Origin of the sequence: Jannaschia sp. GRR-S6-38 (genome assembly GCF_029853695.1) — a bacterium.
Lineage (GTDB): Bacteria > Pseudomonadota > Alphaproteobacteria > Rhodobacterales > Rhodobacteraceae > Jannaschia > Jannaschia ovalis.
Genome location: NZ_CP122537.1, coordinates 2780048 through 2796945 on the forward strand (window position 1 = coordinate 2780048; position 16898 = coordinate 2796945).

General features: G+C 71.0%; 11 protein-coding genes. 7 read left to right on the forward strand and 4 right to left on the reverse strand.

What is annotated here, in order from left to right; genetic code table 11:
• Positions 1-43: 43 nt before the first annotated feature.
• From P8627_RS14365 to P8627_RS14375, 3 genes are all read left to right on the forward strand, one after another.
• Entirely contained in the window at positions 44-1378 is a 1335-nt protein-coding gene (locus tag P8627_RS14365) for a sigma-54-dependent transcriptional regulator (RefSeq protein WP_279964921.1), read from the forward strand.
• A 7-nt stretch (positions 1379-1385) separates the two neighbouring features.
• A complete protein-coding gene (locus tag P8627_RS14370) occupies positions 1386-2189 on the forward strand; it encodes an endonuclease/exonuclease/phosphatase family protein (RefSeq protein WP_279964922.1) in 804 nt (267 codons plus the stop codon).
• A gap of 414 nt (positions 2190-2603) precedes the next feature.
• Positions 2604-5693, forward strand: coding sequence for an Rne/Rng family ribonuclease (locus tag P8627_RS14375; protein ID WP_279964923.1), 3090 nt, complete (start codon positions 2604-2606; stop codon positions 5691-5693).
• Positions 5694-5769: 76 nt separating this feature from the next.
• On the opposite strand, the gene P8627_RS14380 is transcribed toward P8627_RS14375, so the two are convergent.
• A complete protein-coding gene (locus tag P8627_RS14380; protein ID WP_279964924.1) occupies positions 5770-7077 on the reverse strand; it encodes a M48 family metalloprotease in 1308 nt (435 codons plus the stop codon).
• 88 nt (positions 7078-7165) lie between these two features.
• Here P8627_RS14380 and P8627_RS14385 point away from each other — a divergent pair, with 88 nt between their 5' ends.
• The 4 genes from P8627_RS14385 to prfB all read left to right on the forward strand — a co-directional run bounded on the left by P8627_RS14385 (position 7166) and on the right by prfB (position 13398).
• On the forward strand, positions 7166-8329 hold the full coding sequence (locus P8627_RS14385) for a pyridoxal phosphate-dependent aminotransferase (RefSeq protein WP_279964925.1): 1164 nt from the start codon (positions 7166-7168) through the stop codon (positions 8327-8329).
• A complete protein-coding gene (locus P8627_RS14390; RefSeq protein WP_279964926.1) occupies positions 8326-9492 on the forward strand; it encodes an N-acetylmuramoyl-L-alanine amidase family protein in 1167 nt (388 codons plus the stop codon). The genes P8627_RS14385 and P8627_RS14390 overlap by 4 nt, the downstream gene beginning before the upstream one ends.
• Before the next feature lie 199 nt (positions 9493-9691).
• Positions 9692-12205 carry a penicillin-binding protein 1A gene (locus tag P8627_RS14395; RefSeq protein WP_279967479.1) on the forward strand — a complete coding sequence of 838 codons (2514 nt, stop codon included), beginning with the start codon at positions 9692-9694 and terminating at the stop codon, positions 12203-12205.
• A 71-nt stretch (positions 12206-12276) separates the two neighbouring features.
• The gene (prfB, locus tag P8627_RS14400; protein WP_279964927.1) at positions 12277-13398 is read left to right on the forward strand and encodes a peptide chain release factor 2; all 1122 of its coding nucleotides are present in this window, start codon (positions 12277-12279) and stop codon (positions 13396-13398) included.
• Between the two features lie 34 nt (positions 13399-13432).
• On the opposite strand, the gene P8627_RS14405 is transcribed toward prfB, so the two are convergent.
• From P8627_RS14405 to P8627_RS14415, 3 genes are read right to left on the reverse strand one after another with little or no spacing between them, the layout of a single operon-like run.
• Positions 13433-14809 carry a glycosyltransferase gene (locus P8627_RS14405; protein WP_279964928.1) on the reverse strand — a complete coding sequence of 459 codons (1377 nt, stop codon included), beginning with the start codon at positions 14807-14809 and terminating at the stop codon, positions 13433-13435.
• Positions 14810-14816: 7 nt separating this feature from the next.
• Positions 14817-15374, reverse strand: a complete 558-nt coding sequence (locus tag P8627_RS14410; RefSeq protein ID WP_279964931.1) for a bactofilin family protein — start codon at positions 15372-15374, stop codon at positions 14817-14819.
• A complete protein-coding gene (locus P8627_RS14415; protein WP_279964932.1) occupies positions 15364-16692 on the reverse strand; it encodes a M23 family metallopeptidase in 1329 nt (442 codons plus the stop codon). The genes P8627_RS14410 and P8627_RS14415 overlap by 11 nt, the downstream gene beginning before the upstream one ends.
• Between the last annotated feature and the right edge of the window lie 206 nt (positions 16693-16898).

Below are 16898 nucleotides of genomic sequence, written 5' to 3' on the forward strand. Positions count from 1 at the left end.
TCAGGGAGCGAGGCGATAGCCGCCGCTGACCAAAGGAGGCCTCATGGCCGAACAGACCAGGATCGCGATCGTCGATGACGAGCAGGACATGCGGCAGTCGATCAGCCAGTGGCTGGCCCTGTCGGGATTCGCGACCGAGACCTATGGCTCCGCCGAGGAGGCGCTCAAGAAGATCGGGCCCGACTACCCGGGCGTGGTGATCAGCGACATCCGCATGCCCGGCATGGACGGCATGGTCTTCCTCAAGCGGCTGATGAGCGCCGATAGCGGCCTTCCGGTCATCATGATCACCGGTCATGGCGACGTGCCGATGGCCGTCGAGGCGATGCAGCTGGGCGCCTACGACTTCATGGAGAAGCCGTTCAATCCCGACCGGCTGACCGAACTCGCCCGCCGCGCCAGCCAGGCGCGCAAGCTGACGCTCGATAACCGCGCGCTGCGCCGCGAGCTGTCGGACGGCACGGTCCTGATGCGCAAGCTGATCGGGACGAGCCCCGCGATGGAGCGGCTGCGCGAGGACATCCTCGACCTGGGCCAGGCCGACACGCATGTGTTGATCGACGGCGAGACGGGCACCGGCAAGACCCTCGTGGCCCACGCGCTGCACGCGGTCGGGCCGCGGCAGGGCAAGACCTTCGCGCTGACCTCCTGCGCGGCGCTGGGCGAGGAGGAGCTGGGCGCCAAGCTGTTCGGCCCCGTCACCGAGGGCGGTCTGCCCCTGGTGGAGGAGGCCCGCGGCGGCACGCTGGTGCTCGAGGATATCGAGGCGCTGCCGCTTGCCCTGCAGGCGCGGCTTCTGACCTTCATCAACGACCAAGGCACGCCGGCCGAGACGCGCATTGTGGCGATCCACAACGGCTCGGATCCCGAGAAGACCCTCGAGGACTCGCTGCGGCCCGACCTGTTCTATCGCCTCGCCGCGATGAAACTGGTTCTGCCGCCGCTGCGCAATCGCGGCGAGGACGTGCTGACGCTGTTCACCCATTTCGCCGAGAGCTTCGGCGAGGAATACGGCGCCACCCCGCCCCAGCTTTCCGCGCAGGAGGCCGCGCAGCTCTTGCAGGCGCCCTGGCCGGGCAACGTGCGCCAGCTCATCAACCTCGCCGAGCGCGCGGTCCTGCAGCAGCGCCGCGGCACCGGCTCGATCTCTTCGCTCCTGATGTCGGACACGCAGGAGCAGGGCGAGACGGTGCAGGTCACGACCGAAGGCAAGCCGCTCAAGGAATATGTCGAGGCCTTCGAGCGGATGCTGATCGACAACACGATGCGCCGGCATCGCGGCTCGATCGCGGGCGTGATGGAGGAGTTGTCGCTCCCCCGCCGGACCCTGAACGAGAAGATGGCGAAATACGGGCTGAGCCGGTCGAACTACCTCTGAGCGCGGGATGCGCGTCGTCAGTCTGAACGCCTGGGGCGGCGCGGTCTGGGACGCCTTGTCGGATTGGGTCGAACGCGCCGAGTTCGACATGCTTTGCCTGCAGGAGGTCACGCGCCGGCTGGAACCGGGGCCGGACTGGCTGGTCTATGGCGACGCCTATCGCCACCTCGATCAGCGCGCGGATCTGTTCGGCGATGTCTCGGCGCGGCTGGCCGGCTGGCAGGCCGCCTTCGCACCGGCGGCGCGGGGGCCGTTGCGGGATGCGGACGGCCGGATGCACCGCTCCGAGCATGGCATCGCCGCCTGGGTCGCGCCGGGTCTCGCCGTGACCGCCCGCCTGCAGGGCTTCGTCCACGGGGCGTTTCGCGCCGAGGGCTGGGGGTCCGAGCCGGTGCCCCGGGCGGTGCAGTCGCTGCGAGTCGAGGGCGCGGGCCGCCCGGTCGCGGTCACGCATTTGCACGGCCTGCGCGATCCGCGGGGCAAGGGCGATACGCCGGAACGCGCGGCGCAGACGGCCGCGCTCGTCGCCCATCTTCGGGCCTTCGACGCGGGCGGGGCCTGTCGCGTCGTCGCGGGGGACCTGAACCTTCGGCCGGACAGCGCGACCTTCGCGGCCCTGCGCGCCGAAGGGCTGGTCGATCTGGTGACCGGGCGGGGCCACGCGGATACGCGCACACGCCTTTACACCAAGCCCGAGCGGCATGCGAATTACTGTCTCGTCTCGGATTCCGGCCGCGTTCGGGGCTTTGCCGTTCCGGCCACGCCGGTGCTGTCGGATCACCGCCCCCTGATCCTGGAGCTGGCGGCCTGATCCCCGCCGCCGCCCGTATCCGCCATTGCAACCGCGCGCCATTTGTCACAGATAGGTGACACGGTCCTGCCCCCGGACGCTCGGGCGTAGGGACCGGTTGAGATTCTTTCCCGTGCATCATCGGCGCCTCGATTCGGCCCGCGCATCGGGGAAAGTTTGCGTCCGCGCGGCCCAAGTCCGCGGACGGAGAGACGCCCGCGACCCGAGGTCCGGGCCTTTAAGCGGATCCGCGCCCGGAGGCCAAGCCCCGGCGCACGGGTCGGAATGAGAGCCGCGATGACGCAGGTCGAGACAGCGACGAACCGGATGCGGCAAGCCCGCACCGAAGCGCTGCTGACTGCGCTCGCCCCATCTAGACAGGCACGAAGGCTGGCCCCCCCGGGGGGCGTGGTCACGTGACCTGCGGAAAGCACAATGGCGAAGAAAATGCTGATCGACGCCACCCACCCGGAGGAGACCCGGGTCGTGGTGGCAGACGGGAACAAGGTCGAGGAGTTTGACTTCGAGAGCCTGAACAAGCGGCAGCTTGCGGGCAACATCTATCTGGCGAAGGTCACTCGGGTGGAGCCGTCGCTCCAGGCCGCCTTCGTCGATTACGGCGGAAACCGGCACGGCTTCCTCGCCTTCTCGGAAATCCATCCCGATTACTACCAGATCCCCAAGGCCGATCGCGACGCGATCCTGGCCGAGGAGCGCGCCTATGCCGAGGCGCAGGCCGCCGCCGACGAGGCCGCGGATGACAAGGCACGCGCCGCGCGCGGAGAGGACGAGTCCGACGAGGACAGCATCGACGAGGCGCCCGAGGCCGCGGCCGAGGAGGCGCCCAAGAAGTCCCGCAGCCGCTCGCGCAGCCGGTCCCGGTCGCGCAAGAAGGCCGACACGGGTGACGAGCGCCAAGCGGACGACGCCGGGTCGAACGGCGATGAGGGCGAGGCGCCCGCCGCCGAGGCTGTGGCTGCGGAGGAGGCCGAGGAAGGCCCGGCCGTCGTGACCGGCACCGGTCCCGAACTGTCCGAGGCCGCCGAAAGCGCGGCTCCGGAAGAAGGGTCCGAGGCGGATGCGCCCGAGGCGGATGCCACGGACGGCCCGAACCGGACGATCGCGGAGAGCGCGGGCCTCGAGGACGAGACCCGCGGCGAGGACGACGCACCGGAGCCCGCCGAAGGCGCCTCCGAGGCGGAGGCCCAGCCGGATGCCGATCCGGCCCCCGAGACCACCGACGAGGACGGCGCGTCGCAGGCCGAGGCCCGCCCCGACCCCAAGGGCATGGAAACCGTCGATGCCGACGCGGCCGACGATGCCGGGGAGGACTCCGACGCGGCAACCGACGCGGCGGTGGAAGGCTCCGACGACAGCGACGAGAAGCCCAAGCGCAAGTCGCGCAGCCGGTCCCGCTCGCGCGGGCACAAGAAGGCTGCCGACGAGAAGGATGACAGCGTCGAGACCGTCGCCGATGACGACGAGCCTGAGGAGATCCGCCCGGCGCGCAAGCCGCGCCCGCGCAAGTACAAGATCCAGGAGGTCGTGAAGGTCCGCCAGATCATGCTCGTGCAGGTCGTCAAGGAGGAGCGCGGCAACAAGGGCGCCGCGCTGACCACCTATCTCAGCCTCGCGGGCCGTTACTGCGTGCTGATGCCGAACACGGCGCGGGGCGGCGGGATCAGCCGCAAGATCACCAATGCGGCCGATCGCAAGAAGCTCAAGGAGATCGCCTCCGAGATCGACGTGCCGCAGGGCGCGGGCCTGATCGTGCGCACGGCGGGCGCCAAGCGCACCAAGACCGAGATCAAGCGCGACTACGAATACCTCCAGCGGCAATGGGAGCAGGTGCGCGAGCTCACGCTCAAATCCATCGCGCCCGCGCCGATCTACGAGGAAGGCAACCTGATCCACCGCTCGATCCGCGACTATTACAGCCGCGACATCGACGAGGTGATCGTGGACGGCGAGGCCGGCTACCGCGAGGCCAAGGCCTACATGAAGCTGATCATGCCCTCCCACGCCAAGAACGTGAAGCTGCATGACGGCGGCGGGCTGCCGCTCTTCGCGAAATACGGGGTCGAATCCTACCTCGCGGGGATGTTCAACCCGACCGTCCAGCTGAAATCGGGCGGCTACATCGTCATCGGCATCACCGAGGCGCTGGTCGCCATCGACGTGAACTCGGGCAAGTCGACGAAGGAAGGCTCGATCGAGGACACCGCGGTCAAGACCAACCTGGAGGCCGCCGAGGAGGTCGCCCGCCAGGCCAAGCTGCGCGATCTCGCGGGGCTGATCGTCATCGACTTCATCGACATGGACGAGCGCAAGAACAACGCCGCCGTCGAGAAGCGGCTGAAGGACGCGCTCAAGCACGACCGCGCCCGCATCCAGGTCGGCCGCATCTCGGGCTTCGGCCTTCTGGAGATGTCGCGCCAGCGGCTGCGGCCGGGCATGCTGGAGGCCACGACGCAGGCCTGCCCGCATTGCCAGGGCACGGGGCTGATCCGGTCCGACGATTCGGTCGCGCTCGGCATTTTGCGCGCGCTTGAGGAGGAGGGGACGCGCAAGCGGTCGCGCGAGGTGCTGCTCAAGCTGCCGGTCGATATCTGCAACTACCTGATGAACGAGAAGCGCGAGCATCTGGCGCAGATCGAGGCGCGCTACGACATGGCCGTCCGCGTGACCGCCGACCCGTCGCTGGTGGCGCCCGACTTCCACATGGAGAAGTTCAAGACCGCCACGCGGGTCGTGCCGAAACCGGCGGCGACCGTGGTCGGGATGGACACCTCCTGGACGCCCGAAGAGGACGAGGACGAGGACGATATCGTCGAGGCGGAGGCCGAGGAGGCGTCCGACGACCGCGACGAGGGCGAGGCCCGGGGCCGCGGCCGGTCCGAGTCCGGCGAAAACGGCGAAAATGGTGAAGGTAGCGGCAAGAAGAAGCGCCGCCGCCGTTCGCGGCGTCGCAAGAAGGGCGACGAGAACGGCAATGCCGAGGCGGGCGAAAGCGCCGATCAGGGCCAGGCCGCCTCCGAGGCGGGCGAGCCCCGGCCGGACGAGGTCGCCGCACCCGAGATGCCGCCGCAGGACGCCGTGCCCGAGACCACGCAGGCCGACGCGCCCGACGTGCCGCAGGCCGAGGAGGGCGAGAAGCCGAAATCCCGCTCGCGCAGCCGCTCGCGGAAGAAGGCGCCCGCGCCCGAGGTCGAGAGCCCGTCCGAGGCGCAGCCCGAGATGGCCGAGGCCGTGGATGCGCCCGTAGCCGAGGCGGCGCCCGCCGAGGCGGAGGCCCCGGCGGCTCCCGAGGCCGCGCAGAAGCCGAAGCGCAAGACACGCGTCCGCGCCAAGGCGCCCGCGCCCTCCGAGCCGGTGCAGGAGGCGGCCGACGCCGCGGCGGAGGCGGCGCCCGAGCCGGAGCCTGAGCCGGAGCCTCAGCCCGCGCCCGAACCGGAGGCGGAGACCGCCGCCGAGGAGGGCGAGGCCAAGCCCAAGCGGCGCGGTTGGTGGTCCTTCGGCACCTGACAGCGCCCTGACGATCCCGGACGCCGGCCCCCTCATGGGCCGGCGTTCGTCGTTTCAGAGAGGCCCCGGCGCGCGCTCAGCGCCGGGGGGCGACGGCGAGGATGTCCTGCGCCCTGAGCCAGCCCGCCGAGCCGCGCGGCAATTGCGCCGAGGCGCGCTCGGCATGGATCCCGGCATCCTCCATCCGGCCCAGCACGGCGTAGCGCTCCGCCGCCGCCACCGAGGCGAGGCCGGGCTGGCCGAGCCGCGCATGGGCGGTCGCGAGGTCGCGCAGCATCCGGGGATCGAAAGGATCGCGGGAGCGCGCCCGCTCCAGCACCGGCAGCGCCTCCGAGAAGCGGCCCGTCGCCATCAACGCGCGGCCCAGCCCGGCCTGGATCAAGCCCTCGCGCGGGGCCAGTTCGGCGGCGCGGGCATAGCTCGCGACCGCCGCGCCGGCCCGGCCGCTTTCCAGCAGGAACTGGCCCTTCAGCTCGTGGTAATAAGGGTCGGATCCGCGCGCGCGGATCAGGCTGTCGATCCCCGCCAGCGCGCGGGCCGCATCGGCCTGCCGGTGATGCGCGATGGCGCGGCGCAGGACCGCCACCTCGTCCTGCGCGCCGCGCACCCGGCTCAGCGTCCAGCGCGGCGCCCGCAGGAAGGCCGACAGCTTGCCGCGCGCCCGGGCGTGCCAGTAATCCACCGCCCCGGGCGGTCGCGGCTGTGCCGGATAGGCCGCGGCGAAGCCCTCGACCGCGCGCAGCCGGTCGCGGGTCAGCGGGTGGGTGCGGGCATAGGGGTCCTGCCGGCCCACCGACAGAAGCTCCTGGCCGCGGAAGATCTCCAGAACCTCGAGTGCCGCGTTCGGATCGGCCCCGGCCGCCGCCATGAAGCGTAGCGAGGATTGGTCGGCGCTGCTTTCCTCGGCGCGGGTATGCGCGAAGAGGCTGCGCTGCGCCGACGAGGCCGTGCCGACCGCGAGCCCGAAGCCCGCGCGCGGGCCCGCGGCCGCCGCCGCCGCCGCGCCCAGCAGGAGGCCCATCTTCGCGACATTCGCCGCCGAACGCGCCGCCGCCGGGCGCCGCGTCAGGTGGCCGTTGACGATATGCGCGGCCTCGTGCGCCAGCACGGCCTGCACCTGGTCCACCGTCTCCAGCCGCATCAGCAGGCCTGAATGGATGAAAATCGACCGGGCATCGCCGACGAAGGCGTTCATCTGGTCGTCGTCGATCAGGTAGATGCGGGTGGAAGCGGGCAGGCCGGCCGCGCGGAAGATCGGCGCCGCGACCTGGCGCAGCGCGTATTCGATCTCCGCGTCGCGGATCAGTCCCTGCGCGCGGGCGGGCAGGGCGGCCATCGCCAGCGTCCAGGCCAGGACCAGCGTCGCGGAAAGCAGGCGGATCATCGGCGTCTCCCTCGGCATGGCGGCGGGCCGCATTGACGCGCCCCCGGCGCGCGGGCCATTGCTCGGCCCGGGCAGTATGGAGAGGCGCATGTCGGGCGCAAGTCAGGTGTCGGTCCGGGTCTCGGACCGCAGCCAGGTCGACCCGTTCATCGTGATGGACGTGATGGAACGCGCGCGCCGGGCGGAAGCGGCGGGCCGCTCGATCATCCACATGGAAGTGGGTCAGCCCGGCACGCCCGCCCCCCAGGCCGCGCGCGATGGGCTGGTGGCGGCGATGCAGGCGGGGCCGCTGGGCTATACCGTCGCGCTGGGCCTGCCCGAGCTGCGCGCCCGGATCGCACGGCTCTACCGCGACTGGTACGGCCTCGAGCTCGACCCCGAGCGCGTGGTGGTGACCGCCGGCTCGTCGGCGGCGTTCCTCTTGGCCTTCACCGCGCTGTTCGACGCGGGCGAGAAGGTGGGGCTTGGGCTGCCGGGCTATCCCTCCTACCGGCAGATTCTGCGCGCGCTGTCGCTGGAGGCGGTCGGCATCGAGACGCAGGCCGAGAACCGCTTCCAGCCGGTCGCGCGTGAATTGCCGCCCGACCTCGCCGGGCTGATCGTCGCCTCGCCGGCCAATCCCACGGGCACGATGCTCGACAAGCCCGCGCTCGCCGCGCTGATCGCGGCCTGCGCGGCGAACGGGACGGCCTTCGTCAGCGACGAGATCTATCACGGCATCCAGTACGAGGGCCGCGCCGTCAGCGCGCTTGAGGTGTCGGACGACGTCTACGTCATCAACTCCTTCTCGAAATATTTCAGCATGACCGGCTGGCGGATCGGCTGGATGGTCGTGCCCGAGGCCCATATCCGCACCATCGAGCGGCTGGCGCAGAACATGTTCATCTGCGCACCCCATGCCAGCCAGGTGGCCGCGCTGCACGCCATGGATGCCGAGGCCGAGCTGCGCGCCAATCTCGAAATCTATGCCGAGAACCGCCGCCTGATGCTGGACGGCCTGCCCCGCGCGGGCTTCGACCGGATCGCGCCGCCGGACGGGGCGTTCTACGTCTACGCCGATGTCTCGGGCCTGACCGATGACAGCCTCGGCTTCGCCGCCCGGATTCTCGACGAGGCTGGGGTCGCGGTCACGCCGGGGCTGGATTTCGACCCCGGGCGCGGGGCCGGGACGCTGCGCTTCAGCTACGCGCGCGCCACGGCCGACATCGCCGAGGGGCTGGTCCGGCTGGAGCGGTTCATGGGGCGGCGATGATCCCTCTGCTTCGCGCGACCCTGCTGGCCGTCGCGCTCGCGCTGCCGGCGCAGGCGCAGGATTTCACCGCCCGCGCGCAGGTCACCGCCGCCGAGATCGAGGCAGGCCGGCGCGGCGCGGCGCTGGAGATCGCGCTCAGCCAGCCGGTGCCCTGGCGGGTCTTCCTGAAGGACGCGCCCTGGCGGCTGATCCTCGACACGTCCGAGATCGACTGGTCCGGGCTGCCCGCCACCGAGGGCGTGGCCACCGGCCGCGTCGCGCCGGGCTGGTCGCGGCTGGTGCTGTCGCTGGACGGGCCCGCGCGGATCGACCGGGCCTGGATGGAGACGGGCGAGATCGGTGCGATCATCCACGTGCGCGCCGAGGCGGGCGAGGGCGCGCCCGGCCCGCTGATCGAGCGCGGCTGGGATCGCGTGCCGCAGGCCGTCGAAACCCCCGCGCGTCCCCGCCAGACCGGCGACCGCCCGCTGGTCGTGGCGCTCGACCCCGGGCATGGCGGCATCGACCCGGGCGCGGAGCGCGGCGGCACGACCGAGGCGGTGCTGATGCTCCGCTTCGCGCGCGAGCTGGCCGAGGTGCTGCGCCGCGAGGGGCATGTCGTGGTCCTGACGCGCGAGAGCGACGAGTTCGTGGGTCTGCGCGGGCGCTCCGCCGTCGCGCGGGCGGCGGGGGCCGACCTGATGATCTCGCTCCATGCCGACGCGCTGGACGGCGGCGGCGCGGATGGCGCCAGCGTCTACACGCTCGACGCCGAGACCGGCGAGGGCATCGCGGCCGAACTGGCCGCGCGGCAGGGGCGGGGCGATCTGCTCTTGGGCGTCGAGCTGGAGGATCGCGGCGACGAGATCGCGCAGGTCCTGATCGACCTCGCCCGCGCCGAGACCGCGCCCCGCGCCGACGCCCTGGCCGACGCGCTGGTCGCGGGGATCGGCGCCGCGGGGCTCAATCTGCACACGCGCCCGCGGCTCGGGGCGGAATTCACCGTGCTTAAGGCGCCCGATATCCCGTCGGTCCTGCTAGAACTGGGCTTCATGTCCGACGAGGGCGATCTGCAGAACCTGCTCTCGCCCGACTGGCGCGCGCGCATGGCGACCGCGATCGCCCGCGGGATCGAGGCCTGGGCCGTGGCCGATGCCGCCGAGGCCCTGCGCCTGCGCCGCTAGGCCCGCGCGACCCTCACGCCCATGTGATGCGGACGCCGCGTCATCGCTGCGCGGGGACCTGCCCGCAGGCCCCGGCGCGCTTTGACCCGGCCCGGGCCCGCGCGTATACGGGGCCCGAATGGCAGGGAATTCCGACATGGCAGTCAACGTGATGAAGGCGACCGGCGGCTGGGCGTGGCGCGCGCTGAACGGGCTTTTCATGTTCGTTCTGGCGACGGTCGGCGCGGTGTTCTCGGCGGTGACGCTTGGCATCATCGCGGCCGCGCTGACGGTGGGCGCGATCCTGTGGATGTATGGCCGCGACCTGCCCAACCACGAACAGCTTGCCTCCTACACGCCGCCCACGATCAGCCGGATCTATTCCGGCGAGGGTCGCCTGATGGACGAGTTCGCGCAGGAGCGGCGCCTCTTCGCCCCCGCTGACGAGATCCCGGATCTGGTCAAGCAGGCCTTCATCTCGGCGGAGGACAAGAACTTCTACCGCCACGCGGGCTACGACCCGATGGGCATGGTCGCCGCCGCCGTGACCGCGGCCCGCGGCGGGCGGCTGCGCGGCGCCTCGACGATCACGCAGCAGGTGATGAAGAACTTCCTTCTGTCCTCGGACCGCTCCGCCGAGCGCAAGGTGAAGGAGATCATCCTCGCCTCGCGCATCGAGGAGACGCTGTCGAAGGAGGACATTCTCGAGCTTTACATGAACGAGATCTTTCTCGGGCAGAACAGCTACGGCGTGGCCGCCGCCGCGCAGACCTATTTCAACAAGCCGCTGGCCGACCTGACGCTGGAGGAGGCCGCTTACCTGGCGATCCTGCCCAAGGCGCCCTCGGATTATCACCCCGTCCGCCAGGTCGAGCGCGCGATCGACCGGCGCAACTTCGTGCTGCGCGAGATGTGGGAGAACGGCTACATCACCCGCGCCGAGATGGAGCGCGCGCAGCTCGCGCCGCTTCTGACGGTGCAGTCGGGCCATTACCCGCCCTTCCGCGCGCAGCTGCCGCCGCGCGACTATTTCACCGACGAGATCCGCCGCCAGTTGACCCGCGATTTCGGCGAGGAGGAATTCTTCACGCAAGGCTTCACCGTCCGCGCCACCGTCGATGCCGAGATGCAATCCGTCGCCGCGCGCGCGCTGCGTGACGCGCTGGAGAGCTTCGACCGCAGCCGCGGTATCTGGCGCGGCACCGGCAAGACGCTCCCGGCCGAGACGCTGGCCGAGGAGGCCGCCTGGCGCGACGCGCTGAGCGGCGCCGACGTGGCCCGCGACATCGACCTCGGCGGACGCTGGCACCCCGCCGTGGTGCTCGACGTGGCCGAGCAGAGCCTGACCCTCGGGGTCGAGGACGTGGACGGCACCGTCGCGATCCCGCGCGACGACATTTCCTGGATGCGCGGCGACTTCTTCGAGAATTTCGAGCCCGGCGACGTGGTCCATACCCGCCGGACCGAGGGCGATGCGGGCTGGACCCTGCGCCAGGTGCCCGAAGTGCAGGGCGGCTTCATGGCGATGGACGTCAACACGGGCCGTGTGATCGCGATGCAGGGCGGCTTCAGCTACCAGCACTCGGTCTTCAACCGCGCCACCCAGGCGACGCGGCAGCCCGGATCCAGCTTCAAGCCCTTCGTCTACGCCGCAGCGCTCGACTCGGGCTATCAGCCCAACACCATCGTCGTGGATGCGCCCATCGAGATCGACCAGGGCAACGGCGAGATCTGGCGCCCGACCAACGCGTCGAACCGGTTCTACGGCCCCTCGCCGCTGCGCACCGGGATCGAGCGGTCGCGGAACCTGATGACCGTCCGCCTGGCGCAGGATGTCGGCATGGGCGTCGTGGGCAGCTACGCGGAGCGCTTCGGGGTCTATGACCGGATGGATCGGCTTCTGGCCAACTCGCTCGGCTCGCAGGAATCGACGCTCTACAAGATGGTCGCCGCCTACGCGATGTTCGCCAATGGCGGCGAGCGGGTGGAGCCGACGCTGGTCGACCGCATCCAGGACCGCTACGGCCGCACGGTCTACCAGCACGACAAGCGCGACTGCGCCGATTGCGAGCAGTTCGCCTCGCTGACCGACGGCTTCGGGCCGCGCATCGTGTCGAACCGCGAGCGGGTGATGGATCCGATCACGGCCTATCAGCTGACCTCGATGATGACCGGCGTGGTCGAGCGGGGCACCGCCTCGCGCACCGTCAACCTGCCGGTTCCGATCGCCGGCAAGACGGGCACGACGAACGACTCCAAGGACGTATGGTTCATCGGCTTCTCCAGCCAGATCGTCGCCGGCTGCTACATCGGCTACGACCGGCCCCGCAGCATGGGGTCCGGCGCATCGGGCGGCGGCATGTGCGGCCCGGTCTTCCAGGCCTTCATGGAGGAGGCGATCGAGAAATACGGCGGCGGTCCCTTCGAGGTGCCGGAGGGCGGGCATTTCGTGAAGATCGACCGCTACAGCGGCGCGGTCCTGCCCGAGAGCAGCACTGGCGAGCATGTCGTGGCCGAGTATTTCCGCGACGGCGAGGATCCGTTCTCGGGCCTGGGCAGCGGGCTGATCATCGATGGTGGCTTCGCCATGGCGGGCGATCTGCCGCTCTTCGGGCGCGGCGAGGGCGAGGAGGAGGGCGGCGGCAGCACGCAGGTCCAGACCTCGACGGGCCGCACCGTGGTCGTGCCGGAACGCGCCACCTTCGGGTCGCTCAGTTCGGGCGGGCTCTACTAGGGCGCGGCCCCCGCGCACCTTGTCGCCCGCCCGCGCAGGGGTTACCTCCGGCCCAAACCCGCGGAGGCATCATGCGCGCAGAAGTCCAGAACAACGTCGAGGCGATCGGCAAGTCGATCGCGCTGCTCAAGCGGCGCCTCGACTGGGAAACCGCGCCCCACCGGCTGGAAGAATTCAACGCGATGATCGAGGATCCCACGCTGTGGGACGATCCGGCGCGCGCGCAGAAGCTGATGCGCGACCGGCAAGGCCTGATGGACGCGATGGAGAGCATCACGACGCTGGAGCGCGACACCAGCGACAATGTCGAGATGATCGAGCTGGGCGAGGCCGAGGACGACACCGAGGTCGTCGCCGAGGCCGAGGCCGCCATCGCGCGCCTCGTCGACAAGGCCGCGGAGAAGGAGCTCGAGGCGCTGCTCGACGGCGAGGCGGACGGCAACGACACCTTCCTCGAGATCAACGCAGGCGCCGGCGGCACCGAGGCCTGCGACTGGGCCGAGATGCTGCAGCGCATGTATGTCCGCTGGGCCAACAAGCGCGGCTTCGACGTCGAGCTTCAGGCGCAGGAGATGGGCGGCGAGGCCGGGATCAAGTCGGCCTCCTACAAGATCAGCGGCAAGAACGCCTATGGCTGGCTCAAGTCGGAGTCGGGCGTGCACCGGCTGGTGCGCATCTCGCCCTTCGGCAAGGGCACGCGCGAGACGAGCTTCGCCTCGGTCTGGGTCTACCCGGTCGTCGACGACAATATCGATATCGACGTGGCCCCGAACGAGATCCGCATCGACACCTATCGCAGCTCGGGCGCGGGCGGCCAGCACGTGAACACCACCGACTCGGCGGTGCGCATCACGCATATCCCGACCGGCATCGTGGTCACCTCGTCCGAGAAGTCGCAGCACCAGAACCGCGATATCGCGATGAAGGCGCTGAAATCGCGCCTCTACCAGATGGAGCTGGACCGCCGGAACGCCGAGATCAACGCCGCGCACGAGGCCAAGGGCGATGCCGGCTGGGGCAACCAGATCCGCTCCTACGTGCTGCAGCCATACCAGATGGTGAAGGACCTGCGGACAGGCTACGAGACCTCGGACACGTCGGGCGTGCTGGACGGCGATCTCGACGCGATCATGGCGTCGGTCCTGGCCTCCAACGCCAGCGGCAAGAGCCGGGCGGATGCCGTGGCCGAGTGACGGCCCGGGCCGGACGATCTACGCCTGACACCCGTCACACCACGCGCAGTCCCTCGCGCTGCGGCAGGCGCATGATCCCCGCGATCAGCGCGGCGCCCGTGGCCGCGCCGTCCTCGGCGGCGATCTCCTCGCCCAGTTCGGCCGCTCCGGGATAGTCGAACCGGCTGAGCAACCCGGTCAGCGCCGCCTCGCCGGCCTCGGCATCGAAATTCTTCCGCGACAGCGTGACGGCCACGCCCAGATCGGCCAGCCGCGCCGCGTTGTCGGGCTGATCACCGCCCACCGGCACCACCAGTTGTGGCCGCCCCGATCGCAGCGCCTCGGCGCTGGTGCCCATGCCGCCATGGTGCAGGATCGCCGCCGCGCGCGGGAAGAGCGGCGCGTGCGGCGCGTAGGGCAGGGCCATGAGGTCGGGGCCGCCCGGTACCTCCGCCGCGCCATGCAGCAGCACCGCGCGCAGGCCCATGGCGCGCGCCATCGCCACCGCCTCCTGCCAGAAATCCGGTCCGTTCAGCCCCTGGGCGATGCTGCCCAGCGTCACCACCAGCGGCGCGGGCCCGGCATCGAGAAACGCCGCCAGCGCGTCGGGCAGATCGCCCACGGGCGGGGGCGGAAAGCCGGTCAGGCGCAGGTCCGGATGGGCGTCGGCGGGCAGGGGCGCGAAGCGCTCCGACCAGTGGCCGAGCCGCAGCGGCACATCGCCCGCATGGTCCAGAAGCGGCGTGCCGTCGAAGCGCGGCAGGCCCATCCCAGCGCGCACCCGGTTCAGCCCGCGCCGGTGGCGCAATGTCAGGACCCCGCGCCCGGCCGTCATCAGCGCGCGGTTCCAGGCCCGCGCCACGGCCCCTTGCGGCGCACGCACGGCCAGCCCGAAGCCGCGCGCCCGGGGCGGGTCCAGCGCCGAGAGAGTGAGCATGGGCTGCAGGGTCAGCGGGACATAGGGCTTGCCCGCCAGCTCGGCGGCCAGCGGCGCGTTCAGCGCGAAGGTCGTGCCCGTCACCGCCGCCGCATCGACGCAGAGCGGGCGCAGCGCCTCGACCATCTCGGGCAGCATCGGGATCGCCACCTTCGAGATCAGCGGCCCCGGATCGTGCAGGATCTGCGCCGCCACCTCGTCGCGGGTCACCCCAAGCGCGGCGCAGACCTCCGCTTGGCTGGGCCCGACGGGCGTCGCCAGGAGCCCCCAGCGCCGCGCCATGTCGCAATCCTCGGGCGAGAGCGCGAGCCGCGCTTCGACGCCCAGTACCTCCAGCGCGCGGGCGAGCGACAGCACCGGATAGAGATCGCCGAGCGAGCCGATCGTGGTCAGCACGACGGCCGCGCGCGTGCCGTCGGGGATGCGGCCCTCCAGCCCCGGAAGACGCGAAACCCCGCCCCTCGGAAGGGGCGGGGTCCGCATGTCGTCGCTCATGTCCGGATCAGGACTTGCTGGGCTCGGGCTTGGCCGGGGCCGACTGGCCGCTGGCGGAGGCGGCCTGCGCCTGCGCCTGCGGCGACCGGGGCTTGCCGGCCTGGCCCAGCGGGTCGTCCTGCCGCTGCACCGCGCCTTCGAAATGCGCGCCGCTCTCGATGGCGATGGTCTTGTGGATGATGTCGCCCTCGACCCGGGCGGTCGAAGTCAGGCGCACCTTCAGGCCGCGCACGCGGCCGACGACGCGGCCGTTGACGACGATGTCGTCGGCGATCACCTCGCCGCGGACGGTGGCGCCTTCGCCGACGGTCAGCAGATGGGCCTGGATGTTGCCCTCGACCTCACCCTCGATCTGGATGTCGCCGGAGGTCTTCAGATCGCCCTTCACGACCAGATCGGCCGAGAGCGAGGAGGGCGGGACCTTGGGCTTCATCGCCTGCGATCCGGCCCCGAGCTCGAGCCCGGCAGGCTTGGAGGGCGGCGCCGCCGGCGCGGTTCCGCCTTGCGGCGCGTTGGGCTTTTCGGCGTCGCCGCCGGGCTGGTTCAGCTTGGATTTAGAAAACATCCTGACCTGCGTTTATGAAGGTGACTGGGTTCAGGGCTTGCCCGCCGCGGCGGATCTCGTAGTGCAGATGCACGCCGGTCGAGCGTCCGGTGGTCCCCATACCACCGATGCGTTCCCCGCGCGAGACCCTTTGGCCGGTCCGCACGGATATGGAGTTAAGATGCGCATAGCGCGTCTCGAAACCCAGCGGATGCCGGATCTTCACCAGCTTGCCGTAGCCCGAGAGCCAGCCGGCATGGGTGACCACGCCTTCCGCCGTCGCGCGAATCTCCGATCCGCGCGGCCCGGCGAAATCCATCCCCGAATGCATCCGGCCCCAGCGCGGCCCGAAGCCCGAGGTGCGGCGATGCGGGCCCGGGACGGGATGCGCCAGCGGCAGGCTCTCGGCGGCGATGCGGTAGAGTTCGACCTCCTCCAGCCGGTTGAGCAGCCGGTTGGCGCGCTGCGTGTCCAGGTCCTCGCTCGCGGGCTCGCCGCGCGTCGACAGGACCAGCGGCTCCAGCGGGCCGCCCTGGCCGGAATAGCCGCGGCGCACCGTGTCGAGGATCGCATCGGGCGAGATGCCGGAGCGCTCGAAGACTTTCTCCAGCGGCTCCAGCGAAACCTGCACGGCTTCCTCGAGCCGCGCGAAGATGCGGTCGTTGCGGTCGGCGACCAGCTCGGCCATCGCCTCCATCCGGTCGATCTCGGCATCGGCGCCGCGGGCCACGACGACCGCCTCGTCGCGCTCCAGCGCCGTGGCGTCCAGCACCTCGGCCAGCGCCGAGGCGGTGGCCTGCGCGTCGGCGGCCAGCCGTTCGGCGCGGGCGGCGGCCTCGGGTGCGTTGTCCAGCCGGGCCAGGGCGGCCTCGGTCTCGGCGCGGGCGGCGTCGCGCTCGGCCACGGTGCGGCGCAGCGTGCGCTGGATGACCTCGATCCCGGTCTCGAGCTCGCGCACGCGCTGCTCGCTCTCCAGAAGCTCGCCCTGCATCTTCGAGACTTCCTCGAGCGCGGCATAGAAGCGCTCCAACGCCTGCTCGGCCTCGCGGGTGCGCGCGTCGCGCTCGTCCGAGAGCGCCTGCAGCCTGGTCTCGTAGGCCAGCTGCGCGCGCTCGGCCTGGTCGCGGGTCGAGCCCGAGGTGACGGCCCCGATCAGGAAGAAGGAGGTCACCACGACCATCCAGCCCAGCGCCAGCGCGCCGCCGCCCAGGATCGCGAACTGCGTCACGGGCCGCATTCGTACGAAGCGGGTTCCGTCGTCGGATTTCAGGAAGAGGCGTTGTTCGGGCAAATGGCGTTCGAGACGCGCGTTCAGTCTATCGGACAGGCGTTGCTTCACTCCCGTCTCCCCCGTCTGTGGCGCCGGGCCGCTGTTGCGGCGGCGGCGTGTTCCGTTCCCCTGGATCGGTTTTCCCGATGCGCATTTCGCGGTTTTCTATTCACGCTGTTGCATTGCCGCAACCACGGCACGGCGTCGCAGCCCTTCCGGCGCCCGAAGTGGCAGAAACCCGCCGGTTCGGCGCCGCGCCGTAACGCATCGGCGCG

Excerpts from the sequence above, each read along its gene's own strand:
- prfB (WP_279964927.1), top strand. The coding sequence starts at position 12,277 with ATGCGCGCAGAAGTCCAGAACAACGTCGAGGCGATCGGCAAGTCGATC.
- P8627_RS14390 (WP_279964926.1), top strand. The coding sequence starts at position 8,326 with ATGATCCCTCTGCTTCGCGCGACCCTGCTGGCCGTCGCGCTCGCGCTG.
- P8627_RS14370 (WP_279964922.1), top strand. The coding sequence starts at position 1,386 with ATGCGCGTCGTCAGTCTGAACGCCTGGGGCGGCGCGGTCTGGGACGCC.
- P8627_RS14395 (WP_279967479.1), top strand. The coding sequence starts at position 9,692 with ATGTTCGTTCTGGCGACGGTCGGCGCGGTGTTCTCGGCGGTGACGCTT.
- P8627_RS14410 (WP_279964931.1), bottom strand. The coding sequence starts at position 15,374 with ATGTTTTCTAAATCCAAGCTGAACCAGCCCGGCGGCGACGCCGAAAAG.
- P8627_RS14375 (WP_279964923.1), top strand. The coding sequence starts at position 2,604 with ATGGCGAAGAAAATGCTGATCGACGCCACCCACCCGGAGGAGACCCGG.
- P8627_RS14405 (WP_279964928.1), bottom strand. The coding sequence starts at position 14,809 with ATGAGCGACGACATGCGGACCCCGCCCCTTCCGAGGGGCGGGGTTTCG.
- P8627_RS14385 (WP_279964925.1), top strand. The coding sequence starts at position 7,166 with ATGTCGGGCGCAAGTCAGGTGTCGGTCCGGGTCTCGGACCGCAGCCAG.
- P8627_RS14380 (WP_279964924.1), bottom strand. The coding sequence starts at position 7,077 with ATGATCCGCCTGCTTTCCGCGACGCTGGTCCTGGCCTGGACGCTGGCG.
- P8627_RS14365 (WP_279964921.1), top strand. The coding sequence starts at position 44 with ATGGCCGAACAGACCAGGATCGCGATCGTCGATGACGAGCAGGACATG.